Genomic DNA, 13930 nt, shown 5'->3' on the forward strand with positions numbered 1-13930 from the left:
CTATGTCTGCCCAATGGCGTATTGATCGACCCATTCGCTCGTGAGCCGGGCGATGACCTCGGGATGGGAGGACACCACCCAATGCCCGCCCTCGATTTCGACGACCCTGCCGTTGGGCGGTATCGAGCCGGTGAACCGCTGCAGGGGTGGCGAGACGAAATAGTCGCGGCGCGCCACCAGCACCTGCACCGGCGCCTTGGTCTGGGGCAGCTCATTCCCGGGCGCCAGGAACGGCCCGGGCATGTTGGCGCGGTACAGGTTGAGCCCGTTGACGTAGTCGCGGGTCGACCGGGTGGCCGCCGCGCGCCGTCGACCGGTCCGGCGCGGCCGGCCGATCAGTTCGACCGCCGCGAAGACCGCCACGGTCGCCCGGGACCAGATCGCCAACTCCGGCACGCCCGGGCACAGGAAGAACCAGATGTAGGTGGAGGCGACCGCCTGCTTGAGGACGTCGAACGCGCCGCGGGGTGAGCGGGCGGACCGCAAGAATTTGCCCGCATAGTTCAGGTGCGGGCCGGAGATCGACGTGAACGAAGCGACCTTGCCCATCACCGACTCGTCGGTGACCGCCGCCCAGGCCTGGATGGAACCCCAGTCGTGGGCGATCAGGTGTACCTCGCCCACCCCGAGGCTGTCGATCACCGCGTCGATGTCCGAAACCAGTTGCGACAGGCGGTATGCCGCGCGCCTCGCCGGCTTCGATGAATCGCCGGCGCCCCGGACGTCGAAGGCCACGAAGTTGTAGCATCCACCGAGCGCGTCGGCGACGCCGTCCCACACGTGGTGGTTGTCGGGGTAGCCGTGGACCGCCAGAATCGTCGGGCGGTCCGGGTGGATCTGCGAGTAGGGGTGGACGGCCAGCGACACGCCGTCGGACGCGATTACGGTGCTGCACTGGGTCATTCGTGCCTCCGAAGCTCAGTGCGCCGCGCGGGCCGCGGGCGAGCGGGCCAGGTAGTCAACCGCGCGGCCCACCCCGCCAAGCTTGGACGGGTGGAAACTCGGCGTGTAGTAGGCGCCGATGACCCGCAGGAATTGGAACGGCCCGGGCACCAGGCCTCGCCGCGCCGCGCTGAAATAGTCGCGCCAGCGGGGTTTGGTGCCCGGCGGCAGGTAGGGGTCGACCGAGTACATGAACCGCACGCCCCGGATGAACAGCCACAGCAGCGCCGGCGTCACCAGCAGCTGGGTGCGCACCTGGCGCCAGTAGCCGCCGCGCAGGTGCTTCATGGTGTCGAACGCGACCGCCTTGTGTTCCACCTCTTCCGCGCCGTGCCAGCGCAGCAGGTCCAGCATCACCGGGTCGGTGCCGAAGGCGTCGTGCTGCGGGGTGTCCAGGATCCACTCGCCCAGGATGGCGGTGTAGTGCTCGAGGGCCGCCACCATCGACACCCGCTCGAGCAGCCAGCTCTGTCGGCGCCGCCGGCCCCACCCGGGCCGGTCCCCGATGAGTTGGGAGAACAGCCAGGCCATCTGGTCGGTGAAGGGCGTGACGTCGACGCCCTTGGCCGCGAAGTGGTCCAGCACCCCGGCATGTGCCTGCGAGTGCATGGCCTCCTGGCTGATGAAGCCCTGCACGTCCAGCCGCAGCTGATCGTCTTTGATCAGCGGCAACGCGTTCTTGAACGCGTCGACGATGAACTCCTCGCCTGCGGGCAGCAGCAAGTGCAGCACGTTGCAGAAGTGGGTGGTGAAGGGCTCATTGGGCACGTAGTAGAACGGCAGTGTCGCCCAGTCGAACTCGACGTCGCGCGCCTGCAGGACGATCCGCTCGTGGTCGAGCGATGCGTCATGCGGGCCCGTCGCCTGGTCGTCGACGGTGAACATGGAAGACCCCCTTGGGTGATTAAGCGCTGCGTTGCGCCTCGACCTCAGCCTCGGTGATCAGGCGCTCACTGCGCAAGAACCGGACAAGGTTCTCGACCGTGTCGGTGAGCGCCGGCTCACGCAGGCGGACCGAGGCCAGCTCGCGCGCACGTTGGTACTGGGAGTTGCCGTAGCGCTTGTCCCGCATCGCCGCGATCTTGTCCGCCGACCGGGTGAGGAAGTCGACCAGCGGATAGATCGGGTCCCGCGTCGTGCATCGACGGTTCATCTCGGCGGCGAACGCCGGGATGTCGTGGTAGTCGAAGCGGTAGCCGTAGCGCTCGGACAACACCCGGGTGATGTCCATCAGGTTGTAGTAGTCGTCCGCGGTCATGTTGAACACCGTGCCCGCATCAGACGGCAGATCCATCATCGCGACGATGTGATCGGCGATCAGGTCGGCCGGCAGCAGGCTGAGCTGGTTGAGCGCGTTGGCGGCGATGCCGTGCTCGATCATGAACGCCACGGTGCGCACCAGGATGTCGTCCTGGCTGCCGAAACCAGCGCTGGTCGGCGAGATCAGCGACGGCCGGAAGATGCGCACGTCGAGCCCCTGCCGCTGCGCGGCGAAGGCCAGCTGCTCGGCCACCCACTTGGTCTGCGAGTAGCCGAAGTCCAGGGCGTTCATCTCCAGGTTGGCGTCGGACTCCCCGACCACCGGCTTGACGCTCCACCCGTAGATGAAGGTGCTGGAGACCAGGTGGAAGGTCTTGCGGTGCGCGGTCATCGCGAGGCGCAGCAGCTCGTGCGTCCCGAGCACGTTGGCCGGGCGCAGGGCGTCGTAGGTCCGGACGTAGTTGACCAGGGCGCCGTTGTGCAGGATGGCGTCGACGCTCTCGGCCAGGTCGCGGAACCCCTCCTCGCCGATGCCGAGCTGCGGCTCGGCGAGGTCGCCGCAAACCACGCGCACCCGCGCGCGGACCTGCGCTTCCAGGGCCGGTGTCCACAGCCGGGCCCTGCGCAGCGACGCGACGATCCGGTCCAGCCCGTGCGCGGAATCCGTGGCGCGGATCAGCGCGTGGACGGTCAGGGACGTCCGGCCCAGCAGGCTGGCGGCCAGGAACGGCCCCAGGAACCCCGTCGCGCCCGTCAACAGGATGTCGCTGGGCGCGCCGGAGCGCGCTGGCGGCAACGCCGGCAGGGGCAGCTGGGCGTCGGCCCGCATCCGGGCGACCTCGTAGGCCTCATACTCCGTCGAAATCTGATCCAGCGCTTGGCGCAGCGCATCGAGCGGCTGGCCCGACTCCTCACCGAATTGCCGGATGAGCCGGAAGAATTCGGCCACCGTGAGGCGCTGGAGCAGGCGCGTGTTGACCTCCTCGGCCAGCTGCCCCGCACCGTGCTCTTCCAGCAGGGCCTGCAGGTCGGCACGCAGCTCGGCGAGCGCCAGGGAGTCGATGCCGAGATCGGCGAAGGAGCAGTCCTCTTCGCCGGTGAGGTCGTAGCTCTCGATCAGGTTGCGGAACCGGTCCAGCGGGCCCGGATCGGTCTCCGTCCGTTCGTGGGCCTGATGCGTGTAGCTCGACAGGACGGGCAGCTCGCCGTCCAGCCAGAGCTGACGCGTCGAGGACCGCCTGATCTTCCCCGAGGTGGTCTTGGGGATGCTGTGCGGCGGCACGAAGGCAATGGTGTGCGGGTCGATGTGGCCGTGCCGGCGGATGGCCCGCGCCAGCGCCTTGCCGTCCGGCAGCGCGTTCGCGTCCCGGACCTCGGCCACCACCGTCAACACCTCCTGGTCGTCGCGCTCCACCGCGAACGCGGCGACGCAGCCGCCGCGAACCTGCGGCGCCGAGCGCTCCACGATGCCCTCGATGTCCGAGGGGTAGCAGTTGACGCCACGCACAATGATGAGGTCCTTGCTGCGGCCGCATACGAACAGCTCGCCCTCGTAGAGGAAGCCGAGGTCGCCGGTTCGCAGAAAGCTGTGCTCGGTGTCGCCGGCGATACGAGCCGCGAACGCCTCGGCGGTGAGCTCGGGGCGGTTCCAGTAGCCGCCGCCCTTGGACGGCCCGTCCAGCCAGACCTCGCCGACGCGGCCCTCCCCGAGTGCCTCGCCGGTTTCGGGATCGACGATGCGGACCACGTTGCCGTCGATCGGTTTACCGCAGCTCACCACCGGGGCCTGGTTGTTGTTCTCCGGCTGAGCCTTCTCGACCCGGGCGAGGTTGCGCTCCAGCGCGCGCTTGTTCAGCGCCAGGGTCTGGCGCCCGCGAAGCGAGACGATCAGGGTGTTCTCGGCCATGCCGTAGGCGCCGGTGAGCGCGTTGGGATCCAGGCCGTAGGGGGCGAAACGCTCCCTGAAGCGCGCAAAGGTGCTGGCGCGCAACGGCTCCGCGCCGACGACGATGTTCTCCAAGCTGCTCAGGTCGAGTCCGGCGAGCTCGGATGTCGGCAGCTTGTCCTCGCGCAGGCACAACTCGAGGGCGAAGTTGGGCACCGGCGTGTGGGTGGCGCGCACATCGCTGATGAGCCGCAGCCACGACGACGGCCGCTTGAGGAAGTCCAGCGGCGACATGGCGTGCGTGGTGCCGCCGACCAGCAGGATGAAGAGGTAGGCGGAGATCAGGCCCATGTCATGGTGCTGCGGAAGCCAGCTCACCAGCACTTCGCCGCCCGCGAAGGCCGAAGCGTTGGCGATGACGTTCGCGTGGCTGACCACCACACCCTTCGGGTCGCTGGTGGAGCCGGAGGTGTACTGCAGGAAGAGCACGGGCCCCGGGGTGTCGGGGACGTGGGCGCCGCCGAACTCCTGCGTCCCGTCCGTTCCGAACCAGGGCAGCTCAGGCGGCCGCTGGGCGTCGGGCCATGGCGAGCCGCCGTCGAGGTGGTTGAGCAGCAGGCGGTAGTCGTACTCGAACTGCTTGGTCGACAGCACCGCCTTCGCCTGGCAGTCCCGGGCGATGAAGCTCAGCTTGGCCAGACCCGACTCGAACGACATCGGCAGCGGCGGGCTGACCGGCACCGCGATCACCCCGATGCGCGCGCAGGCGTAGAACGCCGCGATCATTTCGAGCCCGGGCGGGTAGACCAGCAGCGCTCGATCACCCGGCCGCAGGCCGGCTTCCGTCGACAGGTACGCGGCCAGCTCGCGCGTCCGCTCGGAGAAACCCCGGTAGGTGTAGTGCTCCAGTTCGCGGCCCTCGTCGTCGACGAAGCGGAAGAGGGTCTTGTCCGGTGTTTGGGCCTCGCGCAGGTGCAGATGGTCTATGAGCGTCTCCATCGCAGGAGCCACCCCCTTCCGGGTCAACTATGAGCGATAAGAACTTTTGGAGCAATTGGTAACGCCCAATGTAACGCCGCACCTATATATCAGGCAAAGGCTGACAACCATTTTTGACCACCACACATTAATCTCACAGGATAGGCTTTACCGCCGTCCAGTCCGGCAGGTCATGGAATCCGTGACTACGGACTTCAGTATTTCAGTTGCCGCATTGACCAGCTTTTTTATGCTGTGTGGTGTCCGTAAAAGTGCGAGTACTGAGTTACGTATTTCCAATTATCATGAATTGTCGTGCGACACATCCTGCGCCATGCCAAGTCCGTTTCGTATCCGCACCGCAAAGGCGATTAGGGCGCCAATACCGAGCTGGGCATTCCCCGGGCGAAAGTGAGATGCGCCACGGTGAACGCGTTGTCCCCGCTGCTGACCTACTGAGCTACGGAGTCAGCCCGCCTGGGCGACCCGGATGCGGGGGCCGGCCCGGGCCACCAGTCGGGTGATGCCGACGAACCGTTCGCCGTCGATGATCGGCGAGAGCGGCTCCCCGTCGGCCTCGATGATCATTTCGCGGCCATTGACGTCGCGGACCCCGCGGCCGCGCAGCGTGCCGTGGGTGAGCGCCGCGGGCAGCTGGACCACGATCCTGGAGGGGCGTATCTCGCCGGCCTGGAAATGCAGCGCGCCGGGATTCTCGGCCTTCGGGAAAAGCCGGAACGGTCCCCCGATCCGCAGGTCGATCGCGCCCGCGTGGAGCACCCGGTGCGTCCGCGACGGCACCTCCTCGCCGTCGATGACGACCCGGGCGTGCGTGGGGGTGAACAGCACCGACGAGTAACTGGAGGCCGGAGAACGGCCGACCTTGGACGCGAGGTAATCGCGGAACGAGCGACCGATCACCCGGGCGACCTCTGTCCGGCCGTGGTCGGGCTTTCCGTAATACATGTCGTAGAAGCGGTTGCCGACTCCCCCGGCGGCCAGCCCGAAACACAGGCGGTGAAACGCCGCGCCGTCCGCGGTCTCGCCGTCGAGCTGCAGGGTGTCCAAACGTGTTTCGGGCGGCGGCCGGTCGGCCTCGGCGGCGGCCACCAGCGCGCGGACGATGGCATCGGGCCGCCCCCGCACCCGCGCCTTGCGCGCGACGGCGTTGACGCTGCCGCCGTTGGACGGCACGAATGCCGGCCAGCGCTCCGGATCGCCTTCGCAGCGCTCGATTTCGTTGATCAGCCAGTGCAGCGCGCCGTCGCCGCCGTCGCCGACGAGGTGCGTGACCCGCGGGTAGAGCCCGTCCAGGGTCTTGCCCAGTTCCTCGATCGAGGCGGTCTCGTGAACCTCGCCCCACGGGCCGACGATGCGGCGCAACTCGGCGACGCGATCGCCCGGCGCCCCGCGGTTCCGGCGCGCGAGGGGATTGACGATGACCCCTAAATACATCCGCGGCGTCGGAGTTCCATTGGCCATCCCACGCACGATACCTGCGGTGTTCCGGTGGGTGGCATCGCGTAGTTAGGGTGGGCTGCATGCCTGGTTGGACCGCAGCAGACCTGCCCTCCTTCGTCGGACGCACCGTCGTGGTCACCGGCGCCAACGCCGGACTGGGGGAAGTGACCGCCCGCGAATTGGCCCGGGTCGGCGCCCGCGTCGTCTTGGCCGTGCGCAACACCGAGAAGGGCAAGACCGCCGCGGAGAGGATGGCCGGTGACGTCGACGTGCGCCACCTCGACCTGCAGGACCTGGGCTCGGTGCGGCGCTTCGCCGACGAAATGGACACGGTCGACGTGCTGGTCAACAACGCCGGCATCATGGCCACCAAGCACGCGGTGACCGTCGACGGCTTCGAGGGCCAGATCGGCACCAACCACCTCGGCCACTTCGCGTTGACCAACCTGCTGCTGCCCAGGCTCACCGACCGGGTGGTGACGGTGTCCTCGCTGATGCACCATTTCGGCTACGTCAGCCTCAAAGACCTGAACTGGCGATCCCGGCCGTATTCGGCGTGGCTGGCCTACAGCCAGTCGAAGCTGGCCAACCTGCTGTTCACCAGCGAGCTGCAGCGACGCCTGGACTCCGTCGGTTCTGCGCTGCGCGCGCTGGCCGCCCACCCCGGCTGGTCGCACACGAACCTGCAGGGCAACTCCGGACGCAAGCTGGGCGACGCGGCGGTGCTGGCCGTCGACCGCATCGTGTCCACCGACGCCGACTTCGGGGCCAGGCAGACGCTGTTTGCGGTCTCGCAGGATCTGCCCGGCGACACCTTCGTGGGCCCGCGCTTCGGTCTGTATGGCCGCACCCAGCCGACCTGGCGTAACTGGCCGGCCAAGCGGGCGGGCACCGCCGCGGCGCTGTGGAACCTGTCCGAGCAGCTCACGGGCACCGCCTTCCCGCTATGAACGCGCTCGGCGGGCGGTTTGCCGTAGCCCGACTAGATTGGTGACAAGTCAGTGACGCGTCGTCGCCGCAAGGAGGTGCCCCATGTCCAGGGCTGATATTGCGGCGATCCTTGCGCTGTGCGCCGCGCTGGCGTCGGCGGTCGGCAACGTGGTTCGCCAGCGGTCGGCGCAGGAGGTGACCGACAAACCCGTCGGCCACCTCGCCCTGTTCGGCATGCTGTTGCGCGATACCCGGTGGTGGATGGGCGGTCTCGGCGACATCGCCAGCTACGTGTTGCTGGCCGCCGCCCTGGACCAGGGCTCCGTGCTGTTGGTGATGTCGCTTCAGGTGACGTCACTGCTGTTCGCGCTGCCGATCTACGCGCGGATGAGCCGCCACCCGGTCACCCGCCCCGAGTGGCTGTGGGCGGTGGTGCTGACCGCGGCGCTGGTGGTCGTCATCGCGGTCGGCCAGCCGGCGGGCGGTCAGGAGCGCGCCGCCGCCCACGTATGGCTGATCGTGGCCCTGGCCATGGCCCCGCCGCTGCTCTTGGCAATGGCCGGCGCCCGGATCTGGTCGGACCGCCCGGTGGCGGCGTTGTTGCTCGCGGCGGTCGCCGGTTCGTTGCTGGCCGTCTTCGCGGTGCTGATGAAGGGCGTCGTCGACATCCTCGAACACAACCCAGACCAGTTGTGGACCAGACCGGAGGTGTACGGCTGGGTGTTCTGCGGGGCGGCCGGGATGGTGATCCACCAGTCGGCGTACCGCGCCGGCGCCTTGACCGCCTCCTTGCCGACGATCATCGCCGCGAAGCCGATCGTGGGCGCGGTCCTCGGCATCACCGTGCTCGGTGAGACGCTGGACGCCCACGGCTTCGACTGGGTGGTGTTGGCGGTGGCCGCGGCGCTGGTGATCGTCGCGACGGTGGGGCTGGCTCGCGGCGAGGCCGCCACCGTGTCGGCGGGCGCCGGGCGCGACGTCAGAATCGCCGACGAGCCGAAAGCCGTGAAACCCGCCCTCTGAGTGAAGCTTGGTGGCAGGTACAGGATTCGAACCTGTGAAGCTTTCGCGACGGATTTACAGTCCGCTCCCATTGGCCGCTCGGGCAACCTGCCGCCAGACAGGTTACAACGAGGGGGTAGACAAAGCACAAACGGCCATCACCGGATGAAGGGACGGATCGAATGGCGGACTCATCGTTCGACATTGTCAGCAAAGTCGAGCGCCAGGAGGTCGACAACGCACTCAACCAGGCCGCCAAGGAGCTGGCCACCCGCTTCGACTTTCGCGGCACCGACACCACGATCGCGTGGAAGGGCGACGAGGCAATCGAGCTGACATCGTCCACCGAGGAACGCGTCAAGGCGGCCGTCGACGTCTTCAAGGAGAAGCTGATCCGCCGCGACATCTCGATGAAGGCCTTCGACGCCGGCGAACCGCAGTCCTCCGGCAAGACGTACAAGGTCAGCGGCACCATCAAGCAGGGCATCAGCAGCGAGAACGCCAAGAAGATCACCAAGCTGATCCGCGACGAGGGGCCCAAGAGCGTCAAGACGCAGATCCAGGGCGACGAGATCCGCGTCACGAGCAAGAAACGCGACGACCTGCAGGCCGTCCAAGCGCTGCTCAAGCAGGCCGACCTGGACGTCGCGCTGCAGTTCGTGAACTACCGGTAGCCCGCGAGAAAAGCGAGGTTCTCAATGGCGATGACCCCAACCGAAGCCGATTACTCCGACGTCATCATCGTCGGCGCCGGCATCTCCGGCATCGATGCGGCCTACCGGATCAGCGAACGCAACCCGCAGCTGAGCTACACCATCCTGGAGCGGCGGGCGCAGATCGGCGGCACGTGGGACCTGTTCCGCTACCCCGGGGTGCGCTCGGACAGCAGCATCTTCACGCTGTCCTTCCCGTTCGAGCCGTGGACCCGTAAGGAGGGCGTCGCCGACGGCGTGCACATCCGCGAGTACCTGGCCGCCACGGCGCGCAAGTACGGCATTGACCGCCACATCCGGTTCGACAGCCATGTCCGCTCGGCCGACTGGGATTCGTCGACCGACACCTGGACGGTCACCGTCGAGCAGGACGGCGCACGCAAGCTCTACCGCGGCCGGTTCCTGTTCTTCGGCAGCGGCTACTACAACTACGACGAGGGGTACACCCCCGAGTTCCCGGGCATCGAAGCCTTCGGCGGCACCGTGGTCCATCCCCAGCACTGGCCCGAAGGCCTGGACTACACCGGCAAGAAGATCGTGGTGATCGGCAGCGGGGCCACGGCGGTCACGCTGCTCCCGTCGCTGTCGGACCGGGCCGCGAAGGTCACCATGCTGCAGCGCTCGCCCACCTATCTGGTCTCGGCATCGAAATACGGCAAGGTCGCCGCCGTCGCGCGGAAAGTGCTGCCGCGCAAGCCCGCCCACCTGGTTGTCCGGTTGTACAGCGCGCTGACCGAGGCGGTGTTCTTCGCCTTGTCCCGCAAGGCGCCCGGGTTGGTGCGGTGGCTGCTGCGGCGCAAGGCGATCGCCAGCCTGCCGCCCGGCTACGACGTCGACACCCACTTCAAACCGCGGTACAACCCGTGGGACCAGCGGATGTGCCTGATCCCCGACGCCGACCTGTACAACGCCATCAGCGCCGGGCGCGCCGAGGTGGTGACCGACCATATCGACCATTTCGACGCAACGGGCATCGCGCTCACATCCGGCGGGCACCTCGACGCCGACATCGTCGTCACCGCCACCGGGCTGCAGCTGCATGCCTTGGGCGGCACCGCGATCAGCCTGGACGGCAACGAGATCAAGACCAACGACCGCTTCGTCTACAAGGCGCACATGCTCGAGGACGTGCCCAACCTGTTCTGGTGCGTCGGCTATACCAACGCGTCGTGGACGCTGCGCGCCGACATCACCGCCCGGGCGACCGCAAAGCTGCTGGCGCACATGGCCGCTCACGGCTACACGCATGCCTACCCGCACCGCGGTAACGAGCCGATGACCGAGAAGCCGTCGTGGGACATCAACGCCGGCTACGTGCTGCGCTCGGTGCATGCGCTCCCGAAGTCGGGAACCAAGCGACCCTGGAACGTGCGGCAGAACTACCTGGCCGACGCCATCGATTACCGCTTCGACCGCATCGAGGAGTCGATGGTGTTCGGCCGGACGTCCGACCGGGCACTCGCCGGGTGAACTGCTTCTAAATCTTCGATGTCGGCAATACGCTGATCGCCATGGCCGCACAGAAGCGTGAACCCAACGTCGTTGTCCTCGGTGGCGGCTCCTGGGGGACCACGGTGGCGTCCATCTGTGCGCGCCGCGGACCGACGCTGCAGTGGGTGCGCTCCGAGAAGACCGCGAACGACATCAACGAGCACCACCGCAACAGCCGCTACCTCGGCAACGACGTGATTCTCAGCGAGACGCTGCGCGCCACCACCGACTTCGCCGAGGCGGCGAACTGCGCCGACGTGCTCGTCATGGGGGTGCCCTCGCACGGCTTTCGCGGCGTCCTCACGGAGCTTGCCAAGGAGCTGCGGCCCTGGGTCCCGGTGGTGTCACTGGTCAAGGGGCTCGAGCAGGGCACCAACATGCGGATGTCGCAGATCGTCGAGGAGGTGCTGCCCGGTCACCCGGCGGGCATCCTGGCCGGGCCGAACATCGCCCGCGAGGTCGGCGAGGGCTACGCGGCCGCGGCGGTGCTGGCGATGCCCGACCAGCACCTGGCAACCCGGCTGTCTGGGCTGTTCCGCACCCGGCGATTCCGCGTGTACACCACCGACGACGTGATCGGGGTGGAGATGGCGGGCGCGCTGAAGAACGTCTATGCGATCGCCGTCGGCATGAGCTACTCGATCGGCATCGGAGAGAACACGCGGGCGATGGTGATCGCCCGCGCGCTGCGCGAGATGACCAAGCTGGGAGTGGCCGTGGGCGGCAACCCCGAGACCTTCCCGGGCCTGGCCGGCCTGGGCGACCTCATCGTCACCTGCACCAGCCAACGCAGCCGCAACCGGCACGTTGGTGAACAACTCGGTGCGGGCAAGCCGATCGAGGAGATCATCGCCTCGATGAACCAGGTCGCCGAGGGCGTCAAGGCCGCGAGCGTGATCATGGAATTCGCCAACGAGTTCGGTCTGAACATGCCGATCGCGCGCGAGGTCGACGGGGTCATCAATCACGGCTCGACCGTCGAGCAGGCGTACAGCGGCCTGATCGCCGAAGTCCCGGGCCACGAGGTGCACGGTTCGGGCTTCTGACGTGGCCGTCTGACACCGGGCAAATTCAAATCTTTGCATTCCATATGGGCCCAGCCCCTCCGCTTGACCCTCGGTTTGCCAGCAAAATACCGTCGATGCAGCAGCCAGGGGTTCCCGGTCGTGCCAGAGTGGGTCCGGCCGGGTCGTAACCGTTTGTGCGCCAAGAGTTTACGCCGACGTAATACAGCGCAAGACGGTGCGGATATCGGAACGTCCCCCGCTAACACCTAACGAGGGAAGCGACCGATGCAGAACATCGAAAAGCTCGGCAACCAACCTCACGATCAGGGTGAGCGCTCACGCAAAGACCGCAAAGACAAGGTGCGATCGATCATCCGGCACGACCTGCCTTCGTCGCTGGTCGTCTTCCTGGTCGCCCTCCCGTTGTCCTTGGGGATCGCGATCGCGTCCAACGCGCCGGTCCTGGCCGGCCTGATCGCCGCCATCGTCGGCGGCATCGTGGTGGGCGCCATCGGCGGGTCGCCGCTACAGGTCAGCGGCCCGGCGGCCGGGCTGACGGTGGTGGTCGCCGACTTGGTGTCGGATTTCGGTTGGGGCGTAACGTGTTTCATCACGGTAGCCGCGGGCGCCGTGCAGGTGCTGTTGGGGCTCAGCCGCGTCGCGCGGGCGGCGCTGGCGATCTCACCGGTGGTCGTGCACGCCATGCTGGCCGGCATCGGCATCACGATCGCCCTGCAACAGGCGCATGTCTTGCTGGGCGGAAAATCCAAGAGCACGGCATGGCACAACGTCATCGAGCTGCCGGGCCAGATCATCGGCGCGCACCGGCCCGGGGTCATCCTGGGCGCACTGGTGATCGCCATCCTCGTGTGCTGGCGGTGGGTTCCCGACAAGGTGCGCCGCGTTCCCGGACCGCTGGTCGCGATCGTGGTCGTGACTGTGGTTTCGGTCGTCTTTCCGTTCCACGTGCGCCGGATCGACCTCGAGGGGTCGCCGCTGGACGCGCTGCAGCTGCCCGACCTTCCGCACGACGGCTGGGGCGCGGTGGCGATCGGCGTGATCACCGTCGCGCTCATCGCCAGCGTCGAGAGCCTGCTGTCGGCGGTGTCGGTCGACCGGATGCACAACGGGCCCCGCACCGACTTCAACCGCGAGCTGTTCGGGCAGGGCGCCGCCAACATGGTGTCGGGCACCATCGGCGGCCTGCCGGTCACCGGCGTGATCGTCCGCAGCTCGACCAACGTCAACGCCGGCGCCAAGTCGCGGGCATCGGCCTTCCTGCACGGCGTGTGGATCCTGCTGTTCACGGTTCCCTTCGCCGAGCTGGTCGAGGAGATTCCCACCGCCGCGCTCGCCGGCCTGCTCATCGTCATCGGCGTTCAGCTGCTCAAGCCCGCCCACATCGAAACCGCGAGCAAGCACGGCGATCTCGCCGTGTACCTGGTGACCGCCGTCAGCGTCGTCTTCCTCAATCTGCTGCACGGGGTGATGATCGGCCTGGCGCTGGCGATTGCGCTGACCGGTTGGCGGGTGATCCGGGCCAAGGTGGAGGCCACCTCCGTCAACGACGAGTGGCGGGTGCAGATCGAGGGCGCCGCCTGCACCTTCCTGGCGCTGCCGAGGCTCACCCGCGTGCTGGCGTCGGTTCCCGCTGGAACCGTTGTCACGGTGGCCCTTTCGGTGCATTACCTGGACCACGCGGCGCATCAGACGATCAGCGACTGGCAGCTCCAGCACGAGGCCAACGGCGGCACCGTCAACATCCGCGGAACGTTCGCGACGGGCCATGCCGCTCGAGGGAATGCGAGCGACGTCATCGACCCCGAACGGCCGGAGGCCGCCGCCTGATTGGCGTGCTCAATCCCACCCGGAGAGCCCGAAGGTGCTGCTGGGCGCCCTCCCGCTCAGCTTCTTCGACGATCCACTGGTTCATCGGCACACCCTGCTCGGTGGCTTCCAGCGCGAGGCGGCCATGCAATTCCGGTGAGGTCCGCACCAGGAATCTCCCGCTGTAGCGGCGCTGCGACAGCGGTTCCGGTATGGAATCGCCGCAGGCGCGCAGAACCTCCACATGCTCGGTGACGGCCTCCTCGATGGCGGCCACGGCCTGAGGGGCTGTTGGTGCCTCACGCCTCAGGTACGGCAATTCCACACAGACGCCTAGGTATTCGTTGTAGTCGGGCAACCACTGGGCTCGGTAAGTGTAGTGGCTCACGCGGGATTTGATAGCACGGGCGCTATCAAATCCGGGAGTCACTCAT

At 67.6% G+C, this 13930-nt stretch carries 11 protein-coding genes and 1 tRNA gene; 6 read left to right on the top strand and 6 right to left on the bottom strand.

The genetic code is table 11. The features are described 5' to 3' along the window. The 4 genes from ACEL92_RS23420 to ACEL92_RS23435 form a co-directional block, all read right to left on the bottom strand. A complete protein-coding gene (locus ACEL92_RS23420) occupies positions 1 to 903 on the bottom strand; it encodes an alpha/beta fold hydrolase (protein WP_374022975.1) in 903 nt (300 codons plus the stop codon). Between the two features lie 15 nt (positions 904 to 918). Beyond that, positions 919 to 1827: a metal-dependent hydrolase gene (locus tag ACEL92_RS23425; protein ID WP_374022976.1), complete on the bottom strand. Its 909-nt coding sequence runs from the start codon at positions 1825 to 1827 to the stop codon at positions 919 to 921. Between the two features lie 19 nt (positions 1828 to 1846). Then, positions 1847 to 5086, bottom strand: coding sequence for a thioester reductase domain-containing protein (locus ACEL92_RS23430; RefSeq protein WP_374022977.1), 3240 nt, complete (start codon positions 5084 to 5086; stop codon positions 1847 to 1849). Between the two features lie 447 nt (positions 5087 to 5533). Further along, complete coding sequence (locus ACEL92_RS23435; protein WP_374026353.1) at positions 5534 to 6520, bottom strand: retinol dehydrogenase; 987 nt, start codon at positions 6518 to 6520, stop codon at positions 5534 to 5536. A gap of 86 nt (positions 6521 to 6606) precedes the next feature. Between ACEL92_RS23435 and ACEL92_RS23440 the strand changes: the two genes are divergently transcribed. Continuing rightward, positions 6607 to 7476: an oxidoreductase gene (locus ACEL92_RS23440; protein ID WP_374022978.1), complete on the top strand. Its 870-nt coding sequence runs from the start codon at positions 6607 to 6609 to the stop codon at positions 7474 to 7476. Between the two features lie 82 nt (positions 7477 to 7558). After that, positions 7559 to 8479, top strand: coding sequence for a DMT family transporter (locus ACEL92_RS23445; RefSeq protein ID WP_374022979.1), 921 nt, complete (start codon positions 7559 to 7561; stop codon positions 8477 to 8479). Positions 8480 to 8487: 8 nt separating this feature from the next. Here ACEL92_RS23445 and ACEL92_RS23450 read toward each other — a convergent pair. Continuing rightward, positions 8488 to 8571, bottom strand: a tRNA-Tyr gene (locus tag ACEL92_RS23450). A 69-nt stretch (positions 8572 to 8640) separates the two neighbouring features. Here ACEL92_RS23450 and ACEL92_RS23455 point away from each other — a divergent pair. The 4 genes from ACEL92_RS23455 to ACEL92_RS23470 all read left to right on the top strand — a co-directional run bounded on the left by ACEL92_RS23455 (position 8641) and on the right by ACEL92_RS23470 (position 13517). Then, positions 8641 to 9132, top strand: a complete 492-nt coding sequence (locus tag ACEL92_RS23455; RefSeq protein WP_067749264.1) for a YajQ family cyclic di-GMP-binding protein — start codon at positions 8641 to 8643, stop codon at positions 9130 to 9132. A gap of 24 nt (positions 9133 to 9156) precedes the next feature. Continuing rightward, positions 9157 to 10641, top strand: a complete 1485-nt coding sequence (locus ACEL92_RS23460) for a flavin-containing monooxygenase (RefSeq protein ID WP_374022980.1) — start codon at positions 9157 to 9159, stop codon at positions 10639 to 10641. A 41-nt stretch (positions 10642 to 10682) separates the two neighbouring features. Beyond that, positions 10683 to 11708, top strand: coding sequence for an NAD(P)H-dependent glycerol-3-phosphate dehydrogenase (locus ACEL92_RS23465; protein WP_374022981.1), 1026 nt, complete (start codon positions 10683 to 10685; stop codon positions 11706 to 11708). A gap of 246 nt (positions 11709 to 11954) precedes the next feature. Beyond that, entirely contained in the window at positions 11955 to 13517 is a 1563-nt protein-coding gene (locus ACEL92_RS23470) for a SulP family inorganic anion transporter (RefSeq protein WP_374022982.1), read from the top strand. Here the strand turns inward: ACEL92_RS23470 and ACEL92_RS23475 are convergent. Continuing rightward, positions 13483 to 13884: a type II toxin-antitoxin system HicB family antitoxin gene (locus ACEL92_RS23475; RefSeq protein WP_374022983.1), complete on the bottom strand. Its 402-nt coding sequence runs from the start codon at positions 13882 to 13884 to the stop codon at positions 13483 to 13485. The genes ACEL92_RS23470 and ACEL92_RS23475 overlap by 35 nt on opposite strands. Positions 13885 to 13930 lie beyond the last annotated feature (46 nt).

The sequence above is a fragment of the Mycobacterium hainanense genome, from assembly GCF_041890355.1.
Lineage (GTDB): Bacteria > Actinomycetota > Actinomycetes > Mycobacteriales > Mycobacteriaceae > Mycobacterium > Mycobacterium hainanense.

What these genes read in the sequence shown, in the direction of transcription:
- ACEL92_RS23465 (WP_374022981.1), top strand. Translation starts at nt 10,683, where the DNA reads ATGGCCGCACAGAAGCGTGAACCCAACGTCGTTGTCCTCGGTGGCGGC.
- ACEL92_RS23445 (WP_374022979.1), top strand. Translation starts at nt 7,559, where the DNA reads ATGTCCAGGGCTGATATTGCGGCGATCCTTGCGCTGTGCGCCGCGCTG.
- ACEL92_RS23425 (WP_374022976.1), bottom strand. Translation starts at nt 1,827, where the DNA reads ATGTTCACCGTCGACGACCAGGCGACGGGCCCGCATGACGCATCGCTC.
- ACEL92_RS23470 (WP_374022982.1), top strand. Translation starts at nt 11,955, where the DNA reads ATGCAGAACATCGAAAAGCTCGGCAACCAACCTCACGATCAGGGTGAG.
- ACEL92_RS23440 (WP_374022978.1), top strand. Translation starts at nt 6,607, where the DNA reads ATGCCTGGTTGGACCGCAGCAGACCTGCCCTCCTTCGTCGGACGCACC.
- ACEL92_RS23420 (WP_374022975.1), bottom strand. Translation starts at nt 903, where the DNA reads ATGACCCAGTGCAGCACCGTAATCGCGTCCGACGGCGTGTCGCTGGCC.
- ACEL92_RS23460 (WP_374022980.1), top strand. Translation starts at nt 9,157, where the DNA reads ATGGCGATGACCCCAACCGAAGCCGATTACTCCGACGTCATCATCGTC.
- ACEL92_RS23430 (WP_374022977.1), bottom strand. Translation starts at nt 5,086, where the DNA reads ATGGAGACGCTCATAGACCATCTGCACCTGCGCGAGGCCCAAACACCG.
- ACEL92_RS23455 (WP_067749264.1), top strand. Translation starts at nt 8,641, where the DNA reads ATGGCGGACTCATCGTTCGACATTGTCAGCAAAGTCGAGCGCCAGGAG.
- ACEL92_RS23435 (WP_374026353.1), bottom strand. Translation starts at nt 6,520, where the DNA reads ATGTATTTAGGGGTCATCGTCAATCCCCTCGCGCGCCGGAACCGCGGG.